Origin of the sequence: Ruegeria arenilitoris, from assembly GCF_013032445.1 — a bacterium.
Taxonomy (GTDB): Bacteria; Pseudomonadota; Alphaproteobacteria; order Rhodobacterales; family Rhodobacteraceae; genus Ruegeria; species Ruegeria arenilitoris_F.
The window spans coordinates 231,872-258,392 of record NZ_WQCA01000006.1; the positions used below are offsets into that span (position 1 = coordinate 231,872).

22 protein-coding genes, 1 tRNA gene and 1 pseudogene are annotated in these 26,521 nt (G+C 55.0%); 10 read left to right on the plus strand and 14 right to left on the minus strand.

The window, feature by feature from the left end; genetic code table 11:
- The first annotated feature begins 25 nt into the window (after positions 1 to 25).
- The 5 genes from GOW98_RS10700 to GOW98_RS10720 all read left to right on the plus strand — a co-directional run bounded on the left by GOW98_RS10700 (position 26) and on the right by GOW98_RS10720 (position 6,012).
- Positions 26 to 1,612, plus strand: a complete 1,587-nt coding sequence (locus GOW98_RS10700; protein WP_170331785.1) for an ABC transporter substrate-binding protein — start codon at positions 26 to 28, stop codon at positions 1,610 to 1,612.
- A gap of 15 nt (positions 1,613 to 1,627) precedes the next feature.
- Positions 1,628 to 2,584 carry an ABC transporter permease gene (locus GOW98_RS10705; protein ID WP_170331787.1) on the plus strand — a complete coding sequence of 319 codons (957 nt, stop codon included), beginning with the start codon at positions 1,628 to 1,630 and terminating at the stop codon, positions 2,582 to 2,584.
- Positions 2,584 to 3,399 (plus strand): ABC transporter permease, encoded by an 816-nt coding sequence (locus GOW98_RS10710; protein WP_170331789.1) that lies wholly within the window; start codon positions 2,584 to 2,586, stop codon positions 3,397 to 3,399. The genes GOW98_RS10705 and GOW98_RS10710 overlap by 1 nt, the downstream gene beginning before the upstream one ends.
- Entirely contained in the window at positions 3,396 to 5,033 is a 1,638-nt protein-coding gene (locus tag GOW98_RS10715) for an ABC transporter ATP-binding protein (protein ID WP_170331791.1), read from the plus strand. The genes GOW98_RS10710 and GOW98_RS10715 overlap by 4 nt, the downstream gene beginning before the upstream one ends.
- A 142-nt stretch (positions 5,034 to 5,175) precedes the next feature.
- Positions 5,176 to 6,012, plus strand: coding sequence for an alkaline phosphatase family protein (locus tag GOW98_RS10720; protein ID WP_170331793.1), 837 nt, complete (start codon positions 5,176 to 5,178; stop codon positions 6,010 to 6,012).
- A gap of 4 nt (positions 6,013 to 6,016) precedes the next feature.
- Here the strand turns inward: GOW98_RS10720 and GOW98_RS10725 are convergent, their stop codons facing one another.
- The 6 genes from GOW98_RS10725 to GOW98_RS10750 all read right to left on the minus strand — a co-directional run bounded on the left by GOW98_RS10725 (position 6,017) and on the right by GOW98_RS10750 (position 13,376).
- Positions 6,017 to 6,940: an alpha/beta hydrolase gene (locus GOW98_RS10725; RefSeq protein WP_170331795.1), complete on the minus strand. Its 924-nt coding sequence runs from the start codon at positions 6,938 to 6,940 to the stop codon at positions 6,017 to 6,019.
- Between the two features lie 13 nt (positions 6,941 to 6,953).
- Positions 6,954 to 8,843, minus strand: a complete 1,890-nt coding sequence (locus GOW98_RS10730) for an acyl-CoA synthetase (protein WP_170331797.1) — start codon at positions 8,841 to 8,843, stop codon at positions 6,954 to 6,956.
- Between the two features lie 157 nt (positions 8,844 to 9,000).
- Positions 9,001 to 10,821, minus strand: coding sequence for an ABC transporter transmembrane domain-containing protein (locus tag GOW98_RS10735; protein WP_170331799.1), 1,821 nt, complete (start codon positions 10,819 to 10,821; stop codon positions 9,001 to 9,003).
- Between the two features lie 264 nt (positions 10,822 to 11,085).
- A tRNA-Gly gene (locus GOW98_RS10740) sits at positions 11,086 to 11,160 on the minus strand.
- Between the two features lie 255 nt (positions 11,161 to 11,415).
- Entirely contained in the window at positions 11,416 to 11,841 is a 426-nt protein-coding gene (locus GOW98_RS10745; RefSeq protein WP_174823076.1) for a GFA family protein, read from the minus strand.
- A gap of 647 nt (positions 11,842 to 12,488) precedes the next feature.
- On the minus strand, positions 12,489 to 13,376 hold the full coding sequence (locus GOW98_RS10750; RefSeq protein WP_170331801.1) for a LysR family transcriptional regulator: 888 nt from the start codon (positions 13,374 to 13,376) through the stop codon (positions 12,489 to 12,491).
- 144 nt (positions 13,377 to 13,520) lie between these two features.
- Between GOW98_RS10750 and GOW98_RS10755 the strand changes: the two genes are divergently transcribed.
- The 3 genes and pseudogenes from GOW98_RS10755 (at position 13,521) to GOW98_RS26260 (ending at position 15,458) form a co-directional block, all read left to right on the plus strand.
- Entirely contained in the window at positions 13,521 to 14,369 is an 849-nt protein-coding gene (locus tag GOW98_RS10755) for a TauD/TfdA dioxygenase family protein (RefSeq protein WP_170331803.1), read from the plus strand.
- Positions 14,370 to 14,504: 135 nt separating this feature from the next.
- Positions 14,505 to 14,813 (plus strand): annotated as a pseudogene (locus GOW98_RS26255) (alcohol dehydrogenase catalytic domain-containing protein); the annotation flags it as partial.
- Between the two features lie 138 nt (positions 14,814 to 14,951).
- Entirely contained in the window at positions 14,952 to 15,458 is a 507-nt protein-coding gene (locus GOW98_RS26260; RefSeq protein ID WP_367646833.1) for a zinc-binding dehydrogenase, read from the plus strand.
- Between the two features lie 202 nt (positions 15,459 to 15,660).
- Here the strand turns inward: GOW98_RS26260 and GOW98_RS10765 are convergent, their stop codons facing one another.
- The gene (locus GOW98_RS10765; protein ID WP_170331807.1) at positions 15,661 to 16,557 is read right to left on the minus strand and encodes an ankyrin repeat domain-containing protein; all 897 of its coding nucleotides are present in this window, start codon (positions 16,555 to 16,557) and stop codon (positions 15,661 to 15,663) included.
- Between the two features lie 186 nt (positions 16,558 to 16,743).
- On the opposite strand from GOW98_RS10765, the gene GOW98_RS10770 reads away from it, so the two are divergent.
- Positions 16,744 to 17,085, plus strand: coding sequence for a c-type cytochrome (locus GOW98_RS10770; RefSeq protein WP_170331809.1), 342 nt, complete (start codon positions 16,744 to 16,746; stop codon positions 17,083 to 17,085).
- Between the two features lie 156 nt (positions 17,086 to 17,241).
- Here the strand turns inward: GOW98_RS10770 and GOW98_RS10775 are convergent, their stop codons facing one another.
- The 3 genes from GOW98_RS10775 to GOW98_RS10785 all read right to left on the minus strand — a co-directional run bounded on the left by GOW98_RS10775 (position 17,242) and on the right by GOW98_RS10785 (position 21,912).
- On the minus strand, positions 17,242 to 17,883 hold the full coding sequence (locus GOW98_RS10775; protein ID WP_170331811.1) for a DUF1194 domain-containing protein: 642 nt from the start codon (positions 17,881 to 17,883) through the stop codon (positions 17,242 to 17,244).
- A gap of 851 nt (positions 17,884 to 18,734) precedes the next feature.
- A complete protein-coding gene (locus tag GOW98_RS10780; protein ID WP_217359513.1) occupies positions 18,735 to 20,792 on the minus strand; it encodes an adenylate/guanylate cyclase domain-containing protein in 2,058 nt (685 codons plus the stop codon).
- 250 nt (positions 20,793 to 21,042) lie between these two features.
- The gene (locus GOW98_RS10785; RefSeq protein WP_170331813.1) at positions 21,043 to 21,912 is read right to left on the minus strand and encodes a LysR family transcriptional regulator; all 870 of its coding nucleotides are present in this window, start codon (positions 21,910 to 21,912) and stop codon (positions 21,043 to 21,045) included.
- A gap of 100 nt (positions 21,913 to 22,012) precedes the next feature.
- On the opposite strand from GOW98_RS10785, the gene glyA reads away from it, so the two are divergent.
- Positions 22,013 to 23,323, plus strand: coding sequence for a serine hydroxymethyltransferase (gene glyA, locus GOW98_RS10790; protein WP_170331815.1), 1,311 nt, complete (start codon positions 22,013 to 22,015; stop codon positions 23,321 to 23,323).
- A gap of 204 nt (positions 23,324 to 23,527) precedes the next feature.
- On the opposite strand, the gene GOW98_RS10795 is transcribed toward glyA, so the two are convergent.
- The 4 genes from GOW98_RS10795 to GOW98_RS10810 form a co-directional block, all read right to left on the minus strand.
- The gene (locus GOW98_RS10795; RefSeq protein ID WP_170331817.1) at positions 23,528 to 24,196 is read right to left on the minus strand and encodes a helix-turn-helix domain-containing protein; all 669 of its coding nucleotides are present in this window, start codon (positions 24,194 to 24,196) and stop codon (positions 23,528 to 23,530) included.
- A complete protein-coding gene (locus GOW98_RS10800) occupies positions 24,196 to 24,399 on the minus strand; it encodes a helix-turn-helix transcriptional regulator (protein WP_170331818.1) in 204 nt (67 codons plus the stop codon). The genes GOW98_RS10795 and GOW98_RS10800 overlap by 1 nt, the downstream gene beginning before the upstream one ends.
- Positions 24,400 to 24,483: 84 nt before the next feature.
- Positions 24,484 to 25,212: a hypothetical protein gene (locus GOW98_RS10805; RefSeq protein WP_170331820.1), complete on the minus strand. Its 729-nt coding sequence runs from the start codon at positions 25,210 to 25,212 to the stop codon at positions 24,484 to 24,486.
- Positions 25,205 to 26,302, minus strand: coding sequence for a tyrosine-type recombinase/integrase (locus GOW98_RS10810; RefSeq protein ID WP_170331822.1), 1,098 nt, complete (start codon positions 26,300 to 26,302; stop codon positions 25,205 to 25,207). The genes GOW98_RS10805 and GOW98_RS10810 overlap by 8 nt, the downstream gene beginning before the upstream one ends.
- Between the last annotated feature and the right edge of the window lie 219 nt (positions 26,303 to 26,521).

Genomic DNA, 26,521 nt, shown 5'->3' on the forward strand with positions numbered 1-26,521 from the left:
CAATCCACTCAACTGGGAGACCATAATGAACGAACAAATCACTCACATGACCAAGCAGGTCACAGCTGGCAAGCTCACCCGCCGCGAATTCATGGGGAAAGCTGCGGCATTGGGTGTTTCTGCGGCCATGGCCAGCACCATGTTTGCAGACGCCGCGCGCGCGGCTGGCCCGAAAAAGGGTGGCGACCTTAAATTTGGCCTGCAGGGTGGCGAGTCCACCAACTCGCTGGACCCGGCAACCTATGCAAGCTCGGTTCCGTTCCAGAACGGCAAACAATTTGGCGACCAACTGGTCGAAGTTGCGCCTGACGGCACGATCGAACCGCGTCTGGCCGAAAGCGTTGAAGGCAGCGCCGATGCCAAGGTCTGGACCTTCAAGCTGCGTCAGGGCGTTGAATTCCACAACGGCAAGACCATGACCAGCGAAGACGTGCTGAAAACCATGGAACGCCACTCGAACGAAGATTCGAAATCCGGTGCCCTGGGCATCATGAAGGGCATCGAATCGATGAAGGCCGACGGCGACAACTTCCAGGTCACTCTGACCGAGCCGAACGCTGACCTGCCCTATCTGATGGCCGACTATCACCTGATCATTCAGCCGGATGGCGGAATGGAAGACCCCGCCGCTGGCATCGGTACCGGCCCCTATCAGGTCGAAGTCAATGAACCCGGCGTCCGCCACGTGTACAAGAAGTTCGCCAACCACTGGAACCCCGATTTCGGCAATTTCGACAGCGTCGAAGTGGTGGTCATCAACGACGCAACCGCCCGTACCGCCGCACTGCAGTCCGGTCAGGTCCACGCGATCAACCGGGTCGAGCCGAAGGTGGCCGATCTGCTGGGCCGCGCACCAAACCTGACAGTGCATTCGACCGCTGGCCGTGGTCACTATGTGTTCATCATGCACTGCGACACTGCGCCGTTCGACAACAACGAACTGCGTCTGGCGCTGAAGCACGCGATCAACCGGCAGGAACTGGTAGACAAGGTCTTGCGCGGCTATGGCACCGTGGGCAACGACATGCCGGTCAATGCGGCCTACCCGCTGTTTGACGGCTCGATCCCGCAGCGCGAGTTCAGCATCGAAAAAGCGGCCGAGCACTACAAGAACTCGGGGCATGACGGTTCGCCGATCATCCTGCGTGTTGCCGATGGCGCCTTCCCGGGTGCAGTGGATGCCGCAGCCCTGTTCCAGCAGACCGCTGCTCAGGCTGGTATCCCGCTGGAAATCAAGCGCGAGCCCAACGATGGCTACTGGTCCGAGGTTTGGAATGTTCAGCCCTTCTGCGCGTCCTACTGGGGCGGCCGTCCGGTACAGGACCAGATGTACTCGACCGCGTATCTGTCGACTGCAGACTGGAACGACACCCGCTTCAAGGTTCCGGCATTCGACGAGATGCTGTTCCAGGCGCGTGCCGAACTGGACAACGACAAGCGCAAGGACATCTACAGTCAGATGGGCATGATGGTCCGCGACGAAGGCGGCCTGATCTGCCCGATGTTCAACGACTTTGTTGAAGGTGTCAGCAATCAACTGGAAGGTTGGGAAAGCGATCCGACCCAAGAGATGATGAACGGCAACATGTCCCGCAAGATGTGGTTCGCCTGATAGGAACTGCTGATTATGCATCCTATCATCAAACTGGTTTCCCAGCGCCTAGCGCTGGGAATCCTGCTTCTCTTCGGTGCATCGGCTCTGATTTTCGGCCTCACCGAAGCCCTTCCCGGGGACGCGGCGCAAGCTGTCCTTGGCCAATCCGCAACCCCCGAGGCGCTGGCAAACCTGCGCGAGGAAATGGGCCTCAACCGTCCCGCTCTGACCCGCTATTTCGAATGGCTGGGAGGCATCTTACAAGGTGATCTGGGTCAATCTCTGACAAACAAGCTCGACATCGCTGAGAGCATCGGCAAACGACTGGGGAACACCCTGTTCCTGGCCTGTGTCGCTGCAATCGTGTCGGTTCCTCTTGCCATTTTTTTGGGCCTGCTGGCGGTCCGGTACCGCAATCGCTGGCCGGATAAACTGATCTCTGCGATCACCCTTACAACAGTTTCTATCCCGGAATTCCTGATCGGTTACGTGGTGATTTACTTTATCTCAGTGAAACTGGGCTGGTTTTCATCACTCGCAATGATCAACGAGTCGATGTCCTTCGGCGAAAAACTCAATGCGATCGCGCTGCCCGCCTTCGTCCTGACGCTGGTCGTTCTGGCACAGATGATGCGAATGACCCGTGCCGCGATCCTGAATCTGATGCAGTCGGCTTATATCGAAACGGCTGAACTGAAGGGCCTGTCGAACTTTCAGGTCATTGCACGCCATGCCTTCCCCAACGCGATCTCTCCTATCGTCAACGTCGTTATGCTGAACCTCGCCTACCTGGTCGTGGGCGTCGTCGTTGTCGAGGTGGTGTTCGTCTATCCCGGCATGGGGCAATATCTGGTGGACTCGGTGACCAAACGTGACGTGCCGGTCGTTCTGGCCTGCGGTGTCGTATTTGCTGCCGTTTATATCGGGCTGAACATGGTGGCCGATATTGTGTCGATCCTTGCCAACCCAAGACTGAGGCATCCGAAATGATGAAGAATATTCCTATTTCGGCGATGATCGGTCTGTTTTTCACCGGGCTGTACTTTTTCATCGCCTTCGCGGCGCCGTTGATTGCGCCCTATGGCATGGCCGAAGTGGTCGGTGATGTTTGGGAACCCTCAAGCTCCGAGCACCTGCTGGGCACCGACAATATCGGGCGCGATCTGTTGACCCGCATGATCTATGGCGGACGCACGACGATCTTCATCGCTGCTGCAGCCACGATCCTCAGCTTTGTCACCGGCACGTCGCTGGGCTTGCTGGCGGCTGTTCTGGGCGGCTGGGCTGATCAGGTGCTTAGCCGGACGGTTGACCTGATCATGTCGATCCCGACGCTGATCTTGGCACTGGTTATCCTAGCAATTGTTCCGGTAACTGTTCCGATCCTGATCCTGGTGATGGGCCTGCTGGACGCCACGCGCCCCTATCGCCTGTCACGGTCTGTCGCCGTGGACATCAACGTGATGGACTATGTCGAAGCAGCCAAGCTGCGCGGTGAAGGTCGGGGCTGGATCATCTTCCGGGAAATTCTGCCCAACGCTCTGTCGCCTCTGGTGGCTGAGTTCGGTCTGCGGTTCATCTTCATGGTTCTGTTCATCTCGACCCTGTCCTTCCTGGGTCTGGGCGTTCAGCCGCCACTGGCGGACTGGGGCGGCATTGTGAAGGAAAACAAGGACGGCATCGTCTATGGCATCGGCGCGGCGCTTTACCCCGCTGTGGCCATCGCGACGCTGGCCATCTCGGTCAACCTTGTGGCTGACTGGGTCCTGAACCGTACCACATCGCTGAAAGGAGGCCGGGGATGAGTGATATCCTTCTCAAGGTCCGCGACCTCAAGATCGGCGCGACCGTCTATCCGCCGGGCGAAAAGCCCCATGACATCGAAATCGTGCACGGGGTCAGCTTTGACCTCGAACGCGGCAAGGTGCTGGGTCTGATTGGCGAATCCGGTGCCGGTAAATCCACCATCGGTCTGGCCTCGATGGCCTATGGCCGGGGTGGTGTGAAAATCACCGGCGGCGAGGTCTGGGTGAACGGGCGCGATATCCTCAAGACGTCTCATGGGGATATCCGCAAGCTGCGCGGGGGTGAGGTCACCTATGTGTCTCAGTCCGCCGCCGCGTCGTTCAACCCGGCCAAGAAGATCATGGATCAGGTGGTCGAAGCGGCTGTTGAACAAAAGAAGTTCTCGCGTAAAGAGGCCGAAGGCCGCGCGCGTGAGCTGTTCGCCAAGCTGGGTCTGCCCGACCCCGACAATATCGGTGATCGCTACCCGCACCAGGTTTCGGGCGGTCAGCTGCAGCGGTGTATGACAGCACTGGCACTGTGTCCCGAGCCTGATCTGGTGGTGTTCGACGAACCTACGACGGCTCTGGACGTGACCACTCAGATCGATGTTCTGATGGCCATCAAGGAAGCTATCGCAGCGACCGGGGTTGCCGCGCTCTACATCACCCACGACCTTGCGGTTGTGGCGCAGGTGAGCGACGACATCATGGTGCTGCGGATGGGCAATACGGTCGAATACGGCAATACCGATCAGATCATCAACAAGCCTCAGGAAGACTATACCAAGGCGCTTGTCTCGGTGCGGTCGATTGAGCACGAAGAGAAAAAGCCCACACCCGAAGCGGTGCTGAGCGTTGACGGGATCACCGCACGCTATAAGGGTCTAAACTTCGACGTGCTCCACAACGTTAATGTCGAGCTTCATCCGGGGCAGACGCTGGCGGTTGTGGGTGAATCCGGCTCTGGCAAGTCGACGCTGGCCCGTGTGATCACCGGCCTGCTGCCCCCGCGTGATGGTGAGATCACCTTTAACGGGCGCAAACTGAGCCCCGATCTGAAGGGCCGTTCGCTGGAAGATTTGCGTGAGCTTCAGATGATCTATCAGATGGCTGACACGGCGATGAATCCGCGTCAGACCGTCGGCACGATCATCGGTCGCCCGTTGGAGTTCTACTTCAACATGCGCGGTGCCGAAAAGCGCAAGCGGATCGTCGAATTGTTGGATGAGATCGAACTGGGCGAAAAGTTCATCGATCGCTATCCGGCGGAACTGTCCGGTGGCCAAAAACAGCGTGTCTGTATCGCTCGTTCGCTGGCGGCCAAACCCAAGATGATCATCTGTGATGAAGTCACCTCGGCGCTGGACCCGCTGGTCGCGGACGGCATCCTCAAATTGCTGCTGGACCTGCAGCAGATCGAGGACGTGGCCTATCTGTTCATCACCCACGATCTGGCGACGGTCCGCGCGATCAGCGACAGCATCGCGGTGATGTATCAGGGCCGCGTGGCACGGTACGGGTCGAAGAGCGAGGTGTTGAGCCCACCGTTCGACGACTATACCGACCTTCTGCTCAGCTCGGTGCCCGAGATGCATCTGGGCTGGCTGGAAGAGGTTGTCGCCCACCGCAAGATGGAGAGCGCGGGGAACTAATCCCCGCCCTCATAAAAGCTTCAAAATCCCAGCATCTGTCAAAAACAGGTGTCGGGATTTTGCTATTCGGGGCGCGAATTGGCAGCCCATGCGCGGCGAATCCCCTAGGGTCGCCTGAAGTCTTTAAGAAAAGGGTCAGACTATGGACCGCAAACTCCTCCTCATCATTCTGGACGGCGTCCCATGGCGTAATTTTCGCCGGTTGTTCGGCAATCTCGAAGGCTGGGTCGAGAGTGGCGAGGCCCGCGTGTGGGAACTGCGCGCGGTTCTGCCATCGACCTCGGCCAGTTGCTATGCCTCGATCCATACCGGTGTCACACCGCAGGAACACGGCTGCACCGGTAATGGCAATGTCTTCCGCCTAAGCCACAAGGACGTGTTCAGCCAAGTGCGTGAGGCGGGCGGCGTGACCGGGGCCGTGACCCACAGCTATTGGTCGCAGTTCTTCAACCGCCACCCGTTCGACTACGTCCGCGATGTTGAATATGACGAACCGGACAGCAAGACCATCAACCACGGCCGCTTTCACTCGATGACGGGGTATGGCAAAGCCAACCAGATGACGCCGTGTGATGTAGACCTGTTCGCGTCTCTGACCAACCTGTGTCTGCGCTTTGGGCTGGATTACGGCATCCTGCACACCTGCACGCTGGACAGCATGGGCCACCGGTTCTTCCACGATTGCGAGGAAATGGACCATGCCTGTTTCGTTGCCGACGAGATGCTGGCCCCCTTCATCCCCCGCTGGCGGCAGTTGGGGTATGAGGTCATCGTCACCGCCGATCACGGTCAGGATGAGCGCGGCCATCATGGCGGACGCAGCCCGCTGCAACAGGAAACCGCATTGTACTACTTTGGCGACGCAGAAGGCCCCGAGGTGGGCACGGTCATCGACCAGTTACAGCTAGCCCCCACGATTCTGAACCGCGTGGGCGCACCGATTGCCGAAACGATGAAGGCCGCGCCGTTCCTGAAATAAGGAGTCAATCGTAGGGCCAGATCTCTTGGCCCAACGCCTCGATGGCGATGGAAATCCGCTCGAAACTGTCTGCGGCGCGCTTGACCGAGGTCCGCGCCCGCAGATAGCCATGCACGAGGCCGGGCTCATTGAGCCAATGCGCATCCCCCCCGGCCGCCGCGATTTGCTCGCAATAGATCGCCCCGTCATCGCGCAGCGGATCGCAGTCCGCCGTCACCACCACGGTCGGCGGCAGGGCCGAGAAATCGGTATCGTGCAAAGGCGCAAATCTTGGATCGTTTTGCGGAACCGTGCCGCCACAGCGGACTTTCTCGTAGAACTTGATTTCGTCCAGCGTCAAAAGTGGCGCTTGTGCATGTTCGATGTAAGACCCGGTCGAAGTGTCACCGCCCAAGCCCGGATAGATCAGAACCTGCCCCAGCATGCCCTCAAGCCGCCCGCGACCAAAATGTGAGACCGCTGCCGCTAGGTTCCCCCCGGCGCTGTCTCCGGCCAGAACCATGGGGTCACCGAACTCGGTGGCTGCCCAATTCGTGGCGGTCCAACTGTCCTCGAACTGGGCGGGATGCACATGTTCGGGACATAGGCGGTAATCGACGGCAACCACCCGATACCCGGTCTGCGCGCAAATCTCGGCGCAGACGTCATCGTGGCTGTCCAGCCCACCGACAACAAAACCGCCGCCATGAAAATAGACGACGGTTCGCGTTGGATCTCCGGCAGTGTAGACGCGGACAGGCACGCCGTCGGCGGACTTGTCCTGCACATTCAGACCCGGAGGCCGGGGTTGGCGAAAGTCCTGACACATCTCGTTATAGACGCGACGCTGATCCTCGATTGTCAGATCGACCGCGTCGTCAGGATAGCTTTCAGCCGTTCGTCTTATGAACGCCCAGGTTTCTTCATCAATCAGACGTTCATAATCCATTGTTCCTCCGCGGTCAGGCAGCCCATTCCCATGGCCGGGTGAACGATCCCAGCACCTTACCGACATCGTCGTCCGAGGAACCGTTGGCGTCAAGCTGCGCGACAAGCCCGCGCTTCTTATCGTCGATCACCGAGACGACGCGTGCATCCACCCCGGCTTTTTCAAGCGCGCCGTTATAGATGCGGGTGATCGCCTGTTTGCGAAGCTCGGGCTTGAACACCTTGCCCACGGCGGTTTTCGGCAGTTCATCCAAAATCGTCATGTGCTTGGGTTGCGCCGCGCGCTCATGGACATGCACGCTACAATACTCCATCAGCTCTTTTTCAGTCACGCTGGCCCCGTCGACCAGTTCGACAAAGGCGCAAGGCACCTCGCCCGAATAAGAGTCGGGCTGGCCGATGGCCCCGGCAAAGGCCACAGCGTCGTGGCCCAGCAGAGCCTCTTCGATCTCAGCCGGGTCAATATTGTGACCACCGCGAATGATCAGGTCCTTGGCGCGGCCGGTGATCCACAGATAACCATCCTCGTCAAACCGCCCCAGATCGCCGGTACGCAGGTATTTGTCGAAGTGGTAGAGGTCCAAATTCTTGTCGGCCTCTGTATAGGTGTTGCCCGCATAGACACCGGGATTCGAGATACAGATTTCACCGATCTCATTTGCGGGTGACTCTACCGGCCCATCCGGCCCGTCCTGAAGAATTTTGACGTCCGTATAGGGGAACGGAATCCCGATCGAACCGATCTTCTTTTCACCATCCACCGGGTTGCACGAGACCAGACAGGTCGCCTCGGTCAGGCCATAGCCTTCGACGATGGTCACGCCAGTTGCATCTTCAAAGCGGCGGAACAGTTCAACCGGCAACGGGGCCGAGCCCGAGAATGCCGTTTTCACGGTTGAGATATCCGCATCCACCGGGCGCTGCATCTTGGCGGCAATTGCGGTGGGCACGGTGATGATGAAGGATACTTTCCAGCGTTCGATCAACTTCCAGAAATTGTCGAACACGCCGTCGCCGCGATACCCGGCTGGGGTCGGGAAGACCACATGCGCACCCGACGACACGGCTGCCATCACGATCACATGCACGGCAAAGACGTGGAACATGGGCAGCGGGCACATGATCACGTCTTCTTCGGAAAACAGGAGCGTGTTGCCCAGCCAGCCGTTATAGATCAGGCCAGAATACTTGTGCTGTGCCACCTTGGGCATACCCGTGGTGCCGCCAGTGTGGAAATAGCAGGCAACACGGTCTTCCTTGCTGTCCTCGAAGGTCAGCGTCGTGGGTTGCTTGGCCAGTTCCTGATTGAAGTTCTTGTAATCCGCATGGGCCAGATGCGCCTTGTCGCCCATCTTGGGGCGCAGGAACGGCACCAGCCAGGATTTCGGCGGCGTCAGGTATCGGTTGAGGTCAATCTCCAGAATGGTGTTGACCTTTGGTGCGTGGCGCACTGCCTCTTCGACCTTTTGCGCGACATCGGTTTTGGGGAAGGACTTCAGCGTCACCACCACCTTGGCCCCGGTCTCGCGCAGGATCGCGGCGATCTGTTCGGGTTCCAACAGCGGGTTTATCGGGTTGACGATCCCGGCCACCGCGCCGCCCATCAGGGTGATCAGCGTCTCGTTACAGTTGGGCAGCACGTAGGCCACCACGTCCTTTTCACCGATGCCCAAGGACCGGAACAGGTTGGCGGCCTGATTGACCTTGCCCAACAGCTCGGACCAGGTCAGCGTCTCAGCCTTATCGGTCGGGCCGGACAACAGCTGAAAGCTCATCGCATTGCTGTTGGGGAATTTTTCCGCCGTGCGTGACAGCAACTGGTGGAAAGTGACCGGTACATCGCGGTCCTCCCACGACATTTCCTGCTCCATCCTTGCCTTGTCTTCCAAACCCACAAAGGCCATGTGGTTCCTCCCTTATCTCTCCCGTGTCCAGCGCGGGTTTTGTATCCACAGCCAAGATGGAAGCAAAACCGCGCAGGTTCAAGAAAGGCCTTAGCTGTGAAGACACCAAAGAGGTAGAATGACGCTGCGGACTTAGCAGTTTTGCCCCAGCGTCACTTTATTCGGCGGCTATGCCATCGGTGAATTGCAGGCGCGCCAGACGGGCATAGAGGCCATCCTGTGCCACCAGATCGTCATGAGTGCCCTGCGCCACGATGCGGCCAGCCTCCATCACCACGATCCGGTCGGCCTTTTTCACCGTCGCCAGACGGTGCGCCACGATCAGCGTGGTGCGGCCTGCGCGCATCTGGTCAACGGCGCCCTGCACTGCCCGTTCGCTTTCTGCATCCAGCGCCGAGGTCGCCTCGTCCAGCAGAAGAACCGGCGCATCACGCAGGATCGCGCGAGCGATGGCGATGCGCTGTTTCTGTCCACCCGACAGCATCACGCCGCGCTCACCGACGAAACTGTCATAGCCTTCGGGCAAAGCGGAGATGAAGTCATGCGCTGCAGCGGCACGGGCGGCGGCCTCAACCTCGGCATCCGAGGCGTCCAAACGGCCAAAGCGGATGTTTTCACGGGCAGAGGTGGCAAAAATGTTGGGGTCTTGCGGCACCAACGCCATGTGACGGCGGAATTCGGCCCGGTCAATGTCACGCAGGTCTACACCGTCCAGCATGACCTGCCCCGAGGCCGGATCATAGAACCGCTGGATCATCTGGATGACGGTTGTCTTACCCGCGCCCGAAGGGCCGACAAAGGCCACTGTCTCGCCGGGGTTCACCTGCAACGTGAGATGCTCAAGCGCAACTACATCGGGGCGCGAAGGATAGCTGAAGGTCACGTCTTCAAAACGAATCTCACCTCGTACGGGTGACGGCAGCGCTTCCGGGTTGACCGGATCGTTGACGGTGTCTTGCGTATTCAGAAGTTCAACCAATCGCTCGGTTGCGCCGGCAGCGCGCTGCAACTCGCTCCAAATCTCCGACAGGGCCGCCACCGATCCAGCCATGATGATCGAGTAGATCACAAACTGAATCAGCACCCCTTCGGTCATTACGCCGTTGCGGACGTCATTCGCGCCCATCCACAGCACGCCGACAATGCCGGTGAAAACCAGGAAAATCACGATGACTGTCAGAACCGCGCGGGTCTGAATGCGGCGCAGCGAGACGACATATGAGGTCTCGGTCATGTCATCGAATTGCTTGCGACTGGCCTGTTCGTGAGTGAAGGCCTGCACCGTTTGCACCGCGCTCAGCGCCTCGCCCGCGTTACCAGAAGACGCTGCGATCCAGTCCTGGTTTTCCCGGCTGATCACGCGCAGACGCCGCCCCAGCAAAAGAATCGGCACGACCACGATCGGGATCAGCAGCATCACCATCCCGGTCAGCTTGGCCGAGGTCAGCAGCATCAGCACCAACCCGCCAAGGAACAACAGCATGTTGCGAAGTGCGATGGACACGGACGAGCCCAGCACCGACTGGATCAGAGTCGTGTCGGTGGTGATCCGGCTCAGGACCTCGCCGGTCATGATACGTTCATAAAACTCGGGGCTCATGCCAATCACGCGGTCAAACACCGCCTTGCGGATATCGGCCACTACGCGTTCGCCCAGCCGGGTCACCAGCGCATAGCGCAAACCGGTACCCAAAGCCAAAACCGCAGCGATGCCCAGCGCGGCCAGAAAGTACCAATCCAGCAGTTCGCCATCTTCGATGCGGAAATTATCGACCACACGGCGCACGGCCAGCGGCAGCGTCAGCGTCATGCTGGCGGTCAGAACCAGTGCCAGCGTCGCACCGATCATCAGCAACCGGTAGGGCCGCATGAACGGCCAGAGTGACGCCAGAACGCCAATCTTCTTGGATCCGGCGCGCTCTTCGGTAGCACCTGGCGCGGATTGCTGTGCTGGACTGGCTGAGGCTCTTCTTGCCATGCTTGGCCCTTAACTTATGTTCGCATTCGTAGCCCGCTTCTTGGCGGCAGCGAAAGGCCGGGTCAAGCTGCGCATCGTTAATTGAACCCATCTCAGGGCCATTTGACGCAGAATTTTGGGGCTGACTTGAAGCGGGCGGCGGGAATCGAACCCGCTTCATCAGCTTGGAAGGCAAGTGTCTTATTCGCTATTTTCGCAACTCTTTCAACGAATTATTATACTATGTGAAGCCTTTTTGCAGGTTATATGTCGGAGAAAAGTTCTTGGAGCGGGCGGCGGGAATCGAACCCGCTTCATCAGCTTGGAAGGCTGAGGTAATAGCCAGTATACGACGCCCGCTCAGCTCGAGCGGGTGTATTTCATCCCGAATTTGCGGTCAATAGAGGATTTGTTTTTTTTCGGGCAACTGACCTTTGTTGAAAAAAAATCTGCAGCTGAATCGCAGGCAAGTAATGGAGTTTGGCCGAAAAGTAAGCTGTCAATTTTCTAATAGAAGCAACCGAACAATCAAAGTGTCCTTGTTCCAATCGGAACTGTTCGAAGTTCCCCATTGCGGACGGAAGCTGCCATTTGAAAATCCGGTGGCTTCGCAATCTACTGATATCCGTCTGGGTCGTTAGGGGTGTGTAATAATGTGCCTTCAAAGGCGTCGAGATGATCAGTCATTTGAAGCCAAGGCAACTTGCTTTGCTTGTTAACGTGAAAAGTCGGTTCGAAATTTTCCGGGTTTTCGAGCGACGCAGCATAGAGGTGCATACCACCTGGATAGTGATCGGCTTCAAACCCAATTGGTGACCCGCAAGTTCCACAAAAGTGCCTGAAAACACCTTTGGAGCTTTCATAAGTGCGGGGTTTAGCACCGGTCCATTCAAAGTTTTCTATCGGCACACCGAACCAAGCTACTACCGGCGCGGCGCAATTCCGACGGCAGTCATCGCAGTGGCAATAGCATGACCATGTTTGATTACCGTGGTAGACCCAACTTGTTTTTTTACACAGACAATACCCACGGGTCGACATTCGTTTTTTCTCCTAACCTCCCGAAGCATAAGAATATGGTGCTTTTTAGATGGATACTTTTGGACGTTTCATCAGCAGAAAACGTCAGAGCTCAAGGTCAATTCGGGCTTGAAACAGACGTCCGACAGCGTTGGTTGGATGGCCGGTCCAATGTTCCATCGGGAACCCCTCAATCGGTGTCTGAAACCTCGCGAGGCCGAATTGGGGATAGTTTAGCGTACGCAAGGCCCCGCTCAGACAGCGTTTAAAGCCGTGCAGACTAAGCTGGCTCAACGTCACTCACTACCAACGAACCAGCAACGTGGGTACCTTACTCTTGGACCGCAGGTGACCGTAAAGGTAAATTGTTAGATCACAAACGCAGTCTGCTTTTTGCAAGGGTAGCAAACGAATTAGAGTGCAGATTTAGAGCGTCAATACTGTTTTTCCGGCCGTACGTTGCCTCACCATCTCTGAATTTTGCTTTGGCTAGTGGCAGAGATACTCTGTAGAAGGGCACAACGACATCGGATGATTTTTCGCTATGGGCTTGAAGCTGTTTTTCTCCACGCCGCATGCCAATCACAGAACCAAGTCCAATTTTGACTTCCAGTTGTCTTATTTCTAATGATCAAAAACATCTTGTGGATACCTATCGTAGTGCCAACTCACAGGTAAACCCGTTGGCTATCCGCTGCTTCCAATAGCGCCGCCGTAACTGCCTCGATCATTTTGGTGTGAGGCGACGCCGTCATACTTGCCAGGCCAACAATGCGCTTAGGTCCGTTCTGTTCAAGGGGGATCCTTTTGAGCCGCAAGTGGTCATATGCAGTTAAGCGGCTGTCAGGTATGATTGATACGCCAAGTTCAGCGGCCACCATACTTGAGATTGCTTCAAGGCCCTCTAGTTCCATGGCGTCTTTGACTTCAATGCCCTTTCTTTGCAGCCAAGTCTCGATTTGCCTTCCTACAACCGCATCACGCGTAAAACGAATGAACGGTGACGCACCAAGCAGTTCTTTCGGAGGTAAATCTGGGGTGTTTTCCGAGACAAGTAGGACCAATTTTTCGGATACAATTTCAGAGAATTCCAACGTGTTTGGCAGAACGTCTGGTCGGGAAATGATCGCCGCTTGAACCTGCCCGCGGTCTAACTGCAGCAAAAGCTGATTGGTCAAACCTGGAACAATTCTCACACGGATATCTGGATGCACGGATTTTAGCCTCGCTAACGCAATCGGCACCAATCCAGTCAGGGTCGTTGGAACTGCACCCAAAGTTATTTCGCCAGAGAGTTCGTTGTTCGACCTCGCCCTTTCCGCCAAACCGTCATAAGCGGCCACCACCGCAGCGGCCTCTCCGACGAACGTTAGCCCGGTATGGGTCAGTTTGGGTGATTTGGCCGATCGGTCAAATAAAACGAGCCCCAACGTGACCTCCAGATTCCGCATCTGGTGACTGACCGCCGAAGGAGTTAGATGCTCCGCCTCTGACGCGGCACGGAAGCTACCATGTCGATGAACTGCGATTAGTGTTCGCAGTGACCGAATGCTCATTCCGATAACCTCACTACCGCCTGAACCGTGATCGATATGTGAAAGTTTTTCACCGATTAGTCAAAGAATTTTCGTTTTTGTTCATTTTTGTTGATGTGTACCTTGCGCATAGCACGCCTAACGAAACCAAACCCTGAGGTGCTTATGGTTGCTCCAAAACCCAACGCCTATAATTCCCTCGTTGCCAAACCGTTCGCTCCAAACCTTGGGGCCGAGATCTACGGAGTCGATTTGAGCCAGCCTGTGCCAGACGATCAGTTTGCGGAGGTCTGCGACGCTTTTCACACCTACCAAGTGTTGTTTTTCAAAGAGCAGAAAGAAATTCCGCCTGCGCAGCACATTGAATTTGGCAAACGCTTTGGACCGCTTCATGCGCACCCCGCGGCCCCAACAATGGAAGGATATCCAGAAATTTTCGAAATCCATGCAACCAAAAATTCCAAGGTAGCAAACGGTGAGTTCTGGCACTCTGACGTCTCTTGCGACGAGACGCCTCCTCTTGGAACTATGCTTCAAATCCATATCGCCCCTCCCTGTGGCGGGGACACTATGTTCAGTGATATGTATGCGGCCTACGACGATCTTTCTGAACCGATAAAAGATATGATCAACGGGTTATCTGCACTTCATAGTTCAGATCATATCTACAAAGGCCGCTATAGCGACCGGGGACAAAAAGACAGCGATATTGATTGTCCCGAAGCAGTTCATCCGATTGTTAGAACTCATCCGGAAACGGGCCGGAAATCGCTATTTGTGAACCGAACTTTTACGACAAAGATTGTGGGCTTGTCGGATAAGGAAAGCGATGCGATCCTCGACATGCTTTTCGAGCATGCGGAACAAATCAACTATCAAATCCGGTTCAGGTGGTCGCTTAACGACATGGCCTTTTGGGACAACCGGTGCTGTATGCATCGTGCGATCTGGGACTATTGGCCCGCAGAGCGTAAAGGCCGACGTGTGACCGTGAAAGGCGATAGACCTGTTTAGTCTCGACCGAACCAAATTGCTCGATCAAAGAAACCAAATCTTTAGGAGCGCAAAGTGCGAGCTGCAGTCGTAAGAGAGTTTTGTGAAGACCTTTCGATTGAGACGGTCCCGGATCCAACCTGCCCAGACAATGGAGTGGTCCTGGAGGTCGCTGCCTGTGGCGTATGCCGCTCGGATTACCATGGATGGTCTGGTGCACACCCCAAAGTTCAAAATGGCTCCACCTTAGGGCACGAATACTGTGGAACTGTGGTAGAGGCAGGGCCTCAAGCGAAGCACAATGTTGGTGACCGACTCATAGCGCCATTCATCTTGGGGTGCGGCAGCTGCAACGCTTGTCAAACAGGCGTATCAAACACTTGTGCTAACCAAATCGTTCCTGGATTTGGAACGCCAGGTGCCTATGCAGAATACGTTGCAGTGCCTTTTGACCACAACTTGGTTCACTTGCCAGAAACGCTGTCCCCTGCCTTGGCGGCAGGGCTCGGTTGTCGTGTAACCACTGCTTGGCATGCTTTGACAGACCGTGCAGATGTCGCAGCTGGTGAATGGGTGGCTGTCCACGGAACAGGAGGGATTGGCTTGTCCGTTCTTCTATTGGCAAAAATGCTTGGATGCCGAGTTGTCGTAGTGGATGTGGTTGAAGAGAAACTTGAGCATGCAACGCTCAACGGCGCGGACGCCACAGTAAATGCCAGCAAAGAAGACGCCGCAGCAGCGATCCGAGATATCACGGATGGAGGAGCACAGGTTTCCATAGAAGCGCTGGGGATCGAAACAACGACGAACGCATCCTTAGAGTGTCTCGCTATCCTCGGTCGACACGTGCAAATTGGTATGCCGTCGGGCGACGGCCAGATGCAGGTGAACATGCGTGCAGTCTATTCCAAACAACTCTCGTTTTTCGGCACTCGTGGTATGCCTTCATGGAAATACCCCCGACTTCTAGGAATGATCGAACGTGGCGAATTGGATATCAAGCCAATGGTCGCCAGAGAAATCCGATTGGAAGAGGCTAGCGATGAACTTCGAGCAATGAATGGACCGACTTCCCCGGGAACCGCTGTTATAACAAGGTTTCAGCCGTGATCAGCAAAAATGCCTGATAGGTATTAAACAGTCATTCTCGCCGTCATTGTGCGCCCCTATGCAAATTCAGATAGTCGCGCAATCTGGCTGTTCTGGGTAACGCAATGAACGCCTGATTTGGCTCAGAGCGGCCGTGCGCTGCGTTCCGTCTGAATGACCACTATGCGGACAAAGCGGACCTTCCCAACGTATTACTTTCGGACTAATTACGCTCCTTTAGAAAAGCGATAATAGCCCATCGTGTCGTCTGATCCGCAACCTTTAAGTCGTCACCGCTCGCCCCCATAGTATTTCCGGGAATTGCCATTTTCGGGTCGAACAGGAAGGCGTTGAGTGTGGCCGCATCCCAAACCCCACCTACAGATTTCATGGCCTCGGAATAGTTAAACCCTTCGACCCCAGCAATCGACCTTCCAAAGACGTTTGGCAACGGCGGCCCATTGCGAAATTCATTGCTGTCAAGGGAATGACAGACATCACACACATCCACTGCATCGCGCCTAGTCTGCGCGTCTATGGCGGACAGGTCTGCATCACTCGGTGGAGGCGGCGGTGTCCAGTTTGATGCGGCACGCAACAGTTCCGACACCTCTATATGATTGCGCTTTACGGCCAGGTGCAATGCGGGTTCACCAAACTTCGTGCGTGCATCCGGATCAACACCGTTGTCGAGAAGAATGCGTACCACATCAATTGCACCTGCGTGAGCGGCAGCATGCAGTGGTGTCCGTTGATCTCGCCCGCCAACAGCGGTTGGGTCCGCACCATGTGTCAGAAGTAGCTCAACGATGTCAGTGTGCTTGCGACCAGCAGCGACGCTCAGCGGCGTCCCCAGAGCGGAATCAGCATCGACGTTAGCTCCACGTTCGATCAATATTCTCGCAGCTTCGAACTGTCCGGACATACTAGCAAAATGCAGAGGATGGGCTGCTCCAGCCTCATCAACAGGCGCCCCACCGTCCAACAATTCGACAAGTTTGTCGACGTCGCCGGAGCGTGCTGCATCCGCAACTTCTCCGGCGTCAGCTAGCGTGAATTGAGTACCAAGTGAAAAGGTGAGAACCAGCCAAAGACAAAAGAACTTCATCAGCTTCTCCATTGGGCTAAAAAATCTTGATCCCCGACATATTAGCATAATTCTGAGTCACATGGTTCATGACACCTAGGGGCTCTGAGCGGTCATTTGTCAGATTTGAGATGGCGAGCGCTTTGCGGGACAAAGCCGCCGCTCGATGCTTTCAACCCAAAAATATGTTAACATTGCATGATTGGGAGGAGACGCCTGATGCTCAATTGCCCCATGCGAATAACAATCTTTGCCATGGTGTTCACTTTACCTTCGAACGGCATTGGTCAGGAACTTGATCCGCAAACCGCAGCTGGGAAAGCAATATACGAAGCTGAAACCCATAGAGTTGGCTGCAGACGATGCCATGCAGCTGATGGAACCGCTGTGGAAGAAGGCAAGTCCTTCATGGCGGAAAGGAGCATTCAAGGAAAATCCGCTGAGGAAATCAGGGTTGCGATTATGGCCTCACCAATGATGTGGACGATCAAACTTAATGAAGAAGAACTATTGCAGCTTGCAGCATACCTGAAGCATCTCGAAGCTGTGGCTAACCAGTAAGACCCGTCGAATTAACGGCTGAATAAACTCCGCAAACGTGGCTGAGAAATGGGAAGTATCCTGTTGTCCGCTTTGGGGCTCAGAACGGACATTCGTGAGTTCAAAAAAAGAAGGCTCCCGGGCGTCCGGTAAATCATCTTCTATGAATAACTTTATTTACGAAATTGGTTCGCCACTAATTTCATGCATCAGCTTCAGGCGAATGGCCCATGCGAAATCCGCATAAGTGTCGACAGAAACAACGAAACTGCCATGCCCACCAATCACAGCGTCTCTGAAATAGGCTTCCAGTTCAAAACTGTCATCAAGGATCGCAAGACCATTAATTGTGATACCCTGCTCCACGATAGCGTCGCGCACGTTGCGGGGATGCCGACCCTGGTTAGAGTGCTCATCCGACGTAATGTCGATCACCTTCCGTTTGCTTCGAAACGCATTACGACGAAAAAGGTTTCCACCATAGTCGATGGCACTGCCCATTGCTGTTCCAAAGCTGACGACCTGACGCGCTTGGCGTTCAATCGCCTCAGCAAATGCTGCTGCACTTTCCGCGTCATGAACTCTCCGCCATGGTACAATATCGAATTGCTGAAAAGTTGCACTCCACTGAACAAACGTGATGGCAATGCCATTCCCACCAAGGTCCTCTATCGCCTGCACCACCAGCGGATCGCGAAAGGCCCGTGCATAACCTCCTATCTGGAGGTCAAATTCATCTCCTCGGATGCTAGATGATGCATCGGCCAGCAATACGAGCTCCAGTTCTACATCTGTCTCAGCATTGGCTGAAACGGTCATCACGACTGGCGCGAGAAGGAGAAAAAGCAGCCATCTCAAAATCATACCTCCGGAGGCTCGGTCGGGCATAGCTGTATTATTGGCTATTGAATGGTATCAGACTCGGCTGTCTTCGGCGAAGGTAATTCGTCCTCTTGCCAGCAACGCGCTCAAGCTGTCATCAATACCCAGCTCAGGCGATGCAACCAGATCGGGCCAAATCAAGCGTTGAGCATGCGTCTGTGTTTCGCTGAAGCTCTGGCGGAATATAGAACGTGAATTGGAGACTGGACACCTTCCTTATAAGCCGATGATAGATTTGCTGCAGCTCCAGCGCTCCGTCAAAAGTCAGCTTTGGGCTCCTTGCAGACATTAGAGCAGTTGCAGCATCAGATCATAATTCAGTCTTGCTCGGATGAGGCACGGCCCTAAGCGGTCACTAGATCGGCAGGGCCGGTGAGCCGGGAACTCCACCTGCCGCCGCGGCCCTTGCGAACGCGATTTTCGCGGCCACGGGTCAGCGAGTGCGAAATCTGCCGCTAACGAAGGATCTGGCGTTTTCATCCTAGCCCTGCGGTTCAACAGTCTCTAAATCATGGCCTCCAAGTTCCGTTCCATCGCGGGCCGAAACTATAAGAGTTCAGCCCGTAAGCGGTTGTTCGACGAATAGCATCGATGCCGGGCCAGCAGCGTACTATCTGGAAATTGACTGCAACTGCGATGTCCCCGGCGTGCCGAACTTACACAACATGCGATTTGTCGAATTATTCCGAAATGCCGTCAAATTCACTGACACTCATGCACACAGTCAGTAGGAATTTAATCTGCGTAAAACACTGAGATTGGAGCGCCCAAGCCCGATCCAATGCAGTCTAGTACTTGTTGGTTCTTGTAACGGCGCGCCAGCTTTCCGTTGGTGGCCTGTCCAATAGGAGTTGAGCGCGGGCCATCATTGTGACTGAGGCGGGATCCCCGTTCCTCGCATGGTCTGCGGCCTCAAATGCTGCAAAAGCTTTTTCGAACCGCCCACCCCGATAGTATGCAAGCCCCTGTTCATAAAACTCAATCCAAGCAACGGATCCATCAAACGCATCCTGCATCGCGATCAATTCATAGACGACTAATTCTTCGGTACGTCCGAACACTGCAAGCGTATCCAGTTCCCGGACCACTATCGAGTCTGCTGCCCGGCGTCTCGTCTCCTGCCCGATCAGGATCAGCGTGCCATAGTCTTTGTTGGCACCTTCCAATCGGCTGGCTACGTTTACGACATCACCAATCGCGGTGTAATTCAGACGTTGTTCCGAGCCAATGTTTCCGACGATAGCCTCACCACTGTTTAGCCCGATCCTAACGCGCAGCGGGTTGCCGGTTTCATCTTCAATTTTGGACGCATCCACAGCAGCGGCAAGATCCAACGCTGCGCGGCAGGCATTTTCAGCATGGTTGGTATCTTTGCGCGGTGCCCCCCAAAACGCCATTACAGCATCGCCAATGAACTTATCGATCGTGCCACCGTTTTGAGTGATCGCCTCGGAGGCCGCGCTGTAAAAGGGTTCCATCAATTGGACGATTTTAGGGCCGAGTTTTTCGGACAGACCGGTGAACCCTTTAACGTCACAAAACAGAACGGAAATCTGCTTCATTTCCCCGCCTGGCTGTGTCTTGATGCCCTCGGCAACCAGCATACGCACAAGATCAGTGGGCACGTATTTTCGGAATGCAGCCAGACCTGCTGCCATGCTGGCGGTCGCTGCAGAAAGATTGGCAAGTTCTGACAGGTTGGAGGGTCTGCGTGCTATACGTTCGACGTCAAAACGCTCAATTTTGCCAAGGTCTTCGGCGATGCGCGCCAACGGGTTTGCCACGACTCTGCGGATCAGCCAGATCGCCAAGCCCGTCGCGACGATCACCACAACGACCAGCACGTAAATCAGGTTTATCAGCGTTTCATCGATGCCGGAAAGAAAGGCAGCTTCAGGTATTACTGTTGCAACGCGCCAGCCGTAGAATCCTAGCGGTGTCAGCGCCACCGCATATGGTACGCCGTCGATGACGATACGGTTCGTCAAAGTGCCTGGGGTATTCGTTTGGGGGTCAGCCAATAACCTCTCACCTGAGATCATGGCTGCCTCGTAAAGCTTGCCCTCACCCATGCGCGCCGGAGTAATCTCATCCGCTTCTGCGTCGGGTACTGCAATGACCTTGCCATTAGCGTTTAGAATAAATGCCGCGCCAAACTCGCCTGGCGCAAGCGTGGCAAGAAAGCGTGACAAACGGTCCGTTTCGATCGCAACGGCCAGAACCCCTTGCCGCGTTCGGTTGACATCTATCGGCCCGGCAAAGGCGTAAATGGTTTTGTCACTATTCGGAAGATCGCGCGCTTCGATCCACCCGGCGGAGCTGAGTTCCATGAAGTTTTCAAACCAGGCATGTTTGCGCGGATCAAAGGATGTTTCGGTAAATGTCCTTTCTTCGAACTGGATGTCGCCGGGAATGAAGATGTATCGGTCTTTCCGTAACATTCGGTCCCGAATATCCTCGTCGATTTCAATCATCTCGAGCCCGCCGTCACCCAGACGATGTGAAGCAAAAAAATTCCCGTCCGGCCAACCGAAGAATATCCATGAGATATTCGGCTGCGCTTGCAATTGTGATAGAAAAACAAACTCTCGCTTGTCGGCCTGTCGTGTCGCGATAACGTTCTGAACAAAGATAGTGCGAACTGCAGCCCAGGCGGCTTCGGCCGACCTGAGGGTCACGCCCACTTCAATGCGCACGGTATTTGCAATCTGGCCGTTGATTTCAGCCGCAAGCATACGGCTATTGTCGCGCGCTGTTGTCCACCACAGGGAATGGACGATAAACGTCGACACCCCGATGGACACAGCCACCAGAATTGACACAGCGATGCCCACGCTAAATCGCAACTAAACCTCCGACAACAACGTCAAGTGCTTTAGTATTGGATTGAGACTGACAGGAGGGCAAAGTTTTCTTAATTCCAGCCCCGAAATCTCACGTATCTGTTAGATGCAAGCAAAAAGCTTCTTCGAAGCAGGCACCTTAACAGTATCTGCGGCCCAAAGCGGCCATTTGCGCCAGCCGCATCGAACGTCTGTTTCGAGCCCAAAGCGGGCGCACTCCCCATCTCGGCAAGTCTCATCCGTCAGACTGCCGTCATTCTTCTCGAAGTAGACTAATGACTTCATCGATCGAAGGATGGCGTCTCGATCTATGTGGAAGCTCGAGGGCCAACACGCGACCAGTTCCGATGCTTTCCGATGAAACTTTCTTGAGTTGCCCAGACCGAAGCGCCTGCTCAACCAAGCAACTGTGCCCCATAAGCACCCCCGCGCCCGACTTCGCTTCTTCAACGGCAAGGGCGTAGAGCGAATATCGTGGACCCCTTAGGGGATCACCAACTGAAACACCTGCCGCCTCTGACCACATGGACCAGTCCTCTTGCCATGTCTGATCGTGCAGCAACTGTACGGCCTCCAGATCGAGACCATCTGCCATCTTTGGTGAACAAACGGGGAGGATTTCGTCTTCCGCAAGCACGATCTGATCCGGTGTTTCAGCCGAGACGGAAAAGAAAACCGACAGATCAAATAGTTCTCTCGACAGGCTGGGAGGCCTCTCCATCGCTGTCACCGAGACATTCAAGTCGGGACGCTTTTCGCGCAGCTTGCCCAATCGCGCTGGTAACCATAGCTGCGCAATAGATGGCAAAGCTGCAATGTGGATTTCGGGGTTGGGTGCTAGGTTTCGTAAACTTTGCGTCGCCGCCGCAAGAAGATCAAAGGCATGTGTGAACTCTTCTGCTAGCTTGCGACCTGAGGAGGATAACGAAACACCGTGAGCACCTCTTTCAAACAAGGTAGTTCCGGCCCAGCCTTCTAAGGCCTTTATATGTTGTGATACCGCGCCGGCTGTGACGCCCAACTCCTCGGCCGCGGAAACGAAACTTTCTAGCCTCGCCGCAGCCTCGAAGGCACGCAGAGCATTGAGGGGGGGCCCTTTGGGGCGACGTGGTGCGACAGCCATAGATTATTGCCTTAGTTTTTCTATGCCCAGAAATAGCAAAACTGGTTTGCCTTGTCATTCCAATCTGTCCAATCTGTGTGCAGCCAAGGAGGGAAATGCGATGACCATAGAAATGAGAAGCTGGGTACCGGCCGACAGCGAAGCACTGGTCCAGAAGATCGCGACCGAAACTTCACGCACCTCATCCAAGGCGCTGCTGGATCGGGTTGAGCATTTAGCCAGCCGAAACCGGGAAATCCACGAGCAAGAATGCTTCAACCTAAATCCTGCAACCAATGTAATGAACCCGAGAGCTGAAGCATTGCTGTCTTCAGGAATTGGCTCGCGCCCGTCGCTTGGATATCCGGGCGAAAAATATGAGATGGGACTTGAAGCCATCGAAGAGATCGAGGTCATCTCCGCAGAGCTTTGCGCGGGAGTTTTCGACGCAAAGTTCGCAGAAATCCGCGTGCCTTCTGGCGCGATTGCAAACCTATATGGCTTCATGGCCACCTGCCAAGCCGGTGATACAATCATTGCACCGCCGGCATCGATCGGTGGGCACGTTACTCATCACATCGCAGGATGCGCCGGTTTGTTTGGTCTGCGTACAATAGATGCACCAACCGATGCCGATGGCTACACCGTCGATCTCGACCAATTGCGCGCACTTGTGCGAAGGGAGCGCCCCAAATTGATCACTATAGGCGGCAGTCTCAACCTTTTTGAGCACCCGGTCCAAGAAGTACGGGCCATTGCAGATGAAGTCAGTGCCAAAGTGATGTTCGACGCCGCGCACCAATGCGGGATTATCGCGGGAAAAGCTTGGCGTAACCCCTTGGTCGAGGGCGCACACTTCATGACAATGAGTACGTACAAAAGCCTCGGCGGTCCTGCTGGAGGGCTGATTGTCACAAACGATGCGGAGATCGCAAAGGCTTTGGATGCCATCGCATTCCCAGGCATGACGGCAAACTTCGACGCCGCAAAGTCAGCTGCTCTTGCTGTGACGATGCTTGATTGGCGCGAATATGGACAGGACTACGCTGCCGAGATGATCGCAATGTCCCGCGCAATGGCCCAGGGCCTCGATGCGCAAGGTGTTCCAGTCTTTGCCGGGCGCGAGGGCTTTACTGCCTCTCATCAATTCGCCGTTCTGGCAGAAGGGTTTGGCGGTGGACAGGCTGCATCCAGGACCCTGCGCAAAGCTGGGTTCCTAGCTTGCGGTATTGGCCTGCCGGTGCCGGAAATCGAAGGCGACATGAATGGTCTGCGCATCGGTACGCCTGAGTTGGTGAGATGGGGCATGACGTCTGATCACGCCGATAGACTGGCTTCCCTGATTGCGCGCGGTCTTAAGGGCGACGATATCGCCGCCGAAGTGGCGGGCTGGCGCCGTCACTTTGCGAGCGTGCACTTCGTTCACGGTTAGAACTGTTATAGTCGCCGCAGGAGAATTGATGACCGCTTCGTCCGCGTAGCGGACATTGGCCCTCGATGCAGCGAATGCCTGCTTACCGCCCTATTGTACGAATCGTCGTCCCCCCCTTAAAACTTTCACGCGAAAAAATCTGACTACCCCCACCGGTCCCTTGCTTTGAGCTCGAAGGCTTTTGATGCCCCCCCAAGGAGACCTTCATCGAGTTGGCGACGATGCAGTACCAATGCTCTGTCCTTTGCTGATAACGACTTCGCCAAAGAACCGAACATACCGATCTGCTTCTTCGGATTTTGGGAAACGTGTCGGCAAAGCAATAGAACCATCCTTTCTCAGCAATTGCGCCAACGCCTCAAAATTGAAGGCGGTCTTGGCAGCTACGAACGCTTCCCATTCACGAAGAGCAGATGCGTCACTTTCGTCGAACCAATGATACGCACCACCACCTGTCGCACCGAGCTTGATTTCTATGTTCTTTCCTATGTTCTTATTGTGCGCGACAACCTTGTCGCCTTTCTGGCACAGGTCTGTCGCCCTTTTGCGTATTTCTATGTCATGTTCAGTGTCGCGTTCGGCATCACGCGGCACGCTGATCTGAAATGTGCGACGAACGCCGCGTCGACGAACACGCGTGATCCAACCGCACCCTTCGAGTTCCCGAAGATAACGCTGGATGCTGCGCTCATGAACGCCAAACGCGCTGGCAAGCGTTGTATTTCTGGCCCAGAAACAACCATTCGCTTTTGATACAAACTGATCGCAGACGAACAATGCAAAGTGCTTAGTTCGTGGTGCCAGATGAGCTGAGTTTTGAACTCGTCTTTTCCAATGGTAGCGAAGTTTCGTAAATGGAGCCGTTCGAGCCATTAGCCCTCTCCCCCGACACCTTCGCTTCGGGAAATCATCCACGCATCGAGATCAGAGCGCTTGTAGCGGATGGATCGTAAACCGATCCGAATAAACCTCGGTCCCGCAACGCTACCGATACCCATGCGCAGTTTTGCGAGATAGCTTTGGCTTATTCCGGTGTATTGAGCAGCTTCTTGAGTTGTCAGATAATGCGCCTGCATGGCCTTGCTCCTTTGAGTATGTCTGGGAACAAAAAAGGCGTAGGTGGCGCTTTCGTCATGGGTCGTCAGAAAGAAAGAATCCTTCTAACGACCCATATGTTTTTTCCAGCCGCTAAATGCCGACGTTGGAAGCTCTTCAATACCAAACACCTCGAACATATCGCACAGGAATCGATAGAATGGACCACCTTCATTCATTGCTTTAGGAACTCGGATTGTGTCTGGGTGACGCTCACAAAGCCCGACACAAGCCGAGACTAGGCGCCAAGCTTCAATTGCCTTCTTCCCGGCCGGCTTGCCCTGAGCAGCAGCAGTTTCAGCATCTTTAATCAATTCAATAAAATAGCGAAGTCTCGCGAAGAACTCTACTTCGGCCATCATCGCCTTCCAATGTGGTGTTTCTTCAATTGCATCGTTAAACCAGACGTTACGAACATCAGCCATTTTGGTCTGATTTCGCAAACCACCCCTATTCAATGCACCGATGCGAAACGCATCACTGACGGGCGTAGGAAGCCGATCTAAGATTTCTCCTGCTTCGTTCAAGCGTGTTCTGAGCCTAGGGAGGTCTTCCAGCACCTCTTTAGAGGACCAGAACTCGTCCAGTTCATGAGCTTGGTCGAAATTTAGGTAATGGGCCAACCACCCATAGTCTTCGTCATCAAAGCGTTCGTACTTATCAAAGTGCTTTCTCAGGAGGCGAATTAACTCAGTATTGAATTCGCTAGGTCCACTATCACACTCCTCTGGATATGGCATATCCAATTCAGGTAAGTCGGGATCGACAGGCAAAATCCAATCTCGCTTAGTCATTACAATCCACCGCGTTCCACTTTGTCCTGCGGGCCAATTCCCTACACACAGTATCCATTGCCGGTCTGAGCGCGTCTAACGACGGCTTCACGTAGCGCTGACCGGTGATTGATAGCGGCGTGTGATTGAGAAGGCGCCCTACAATCTCTTCCAATATTCCAGCCTCCATGGCGACCGTCGCGAATGTCCGGCGATGGGAATGAATAGACCATTGCATACGCTGGGGGCCCTTCAAATGGCCACTCGGTGACTTCGGAGAGGGGAAGACCCATTGGTGATGAAGGCCCCGTAAAGGAGCAAGTATCTCGTGATGCACTTGCGATATGGGGAGATCAAAACTGCGCCCGTTCTTGGTCATCGGCAAATGTATGTGATCTTCCTGCACGTTCTTCCATTCGAGCGTCAGTGCCTCGGTTTTGCGAAAGCCTGTGAACAAGAGCAATTCGTAGAATACCCGGTGGATCGGGTTGGAGAGCTCATCAACGGCCTCGCGCCATGCGTTCAAATCCTCAATGATCGAGCCATTTGGTTGTTCCTCATACCACTCTATGGCCATCGTTGGACTTTCCGGCAGATCATGTACCCGCCGCGCGTGGTTCCAGACAGTCCGAAAGTACTTCAAGGTGTGATTTGCAGAAGACGGTGTCGCGGCCATCGATCTATGGCGCTCAACCACCATGGATTTGGTGATCTCATCCAGCGGCAGGCGTAGCCAATCTTTCAAATGAAGCTCGAACTGCTGCCGCAACCCGGACCGATGGGCCTCAGAACGAAGCTTTGGACGCGCCAGATAAGTTTCCATAGCTGTCTCAAGAGTGGGCGCTCCAATCTGCAGCTGCCTGCCTGCTCCCCTGCCCCAATCCAACGCAAAACCCAATGCAGTTTGTCGTGCGACGTCCGCAGAAATCAGTGGGTACCGCCCGATTAAAACCCGCCGGGTTTGCCCTCCAACATCTTTCTGGAAGTACCAGGTTTTGGACAGCTTGCCGACGAATAGAACGAGCCCTTTGACCTCGCTATCCCAGTGCTTGGCAGTGCCCTTTTTTGTCTGTGGAACCTTGCGGGCGAAAGTCTCTGTGAGCTTTGGCATTTTGTCAGCTTTTTGTCGGAAACGAATTGAAACTCAGGGAAACTCGAGGAACGAGCATCAAACAAATAAATACATAGTATGAATAGCTTGGCAATTACAGGAATGTCTGGGAAACACATAGCAATTGCTTGGAAGGCTGAGGTAATAGCCAGTATACGAAGCCCGCTCAGCGCAGGTCGGTTTAAGCGATGCGCCTGACGCCGTCAAGCGCCGTTCGAC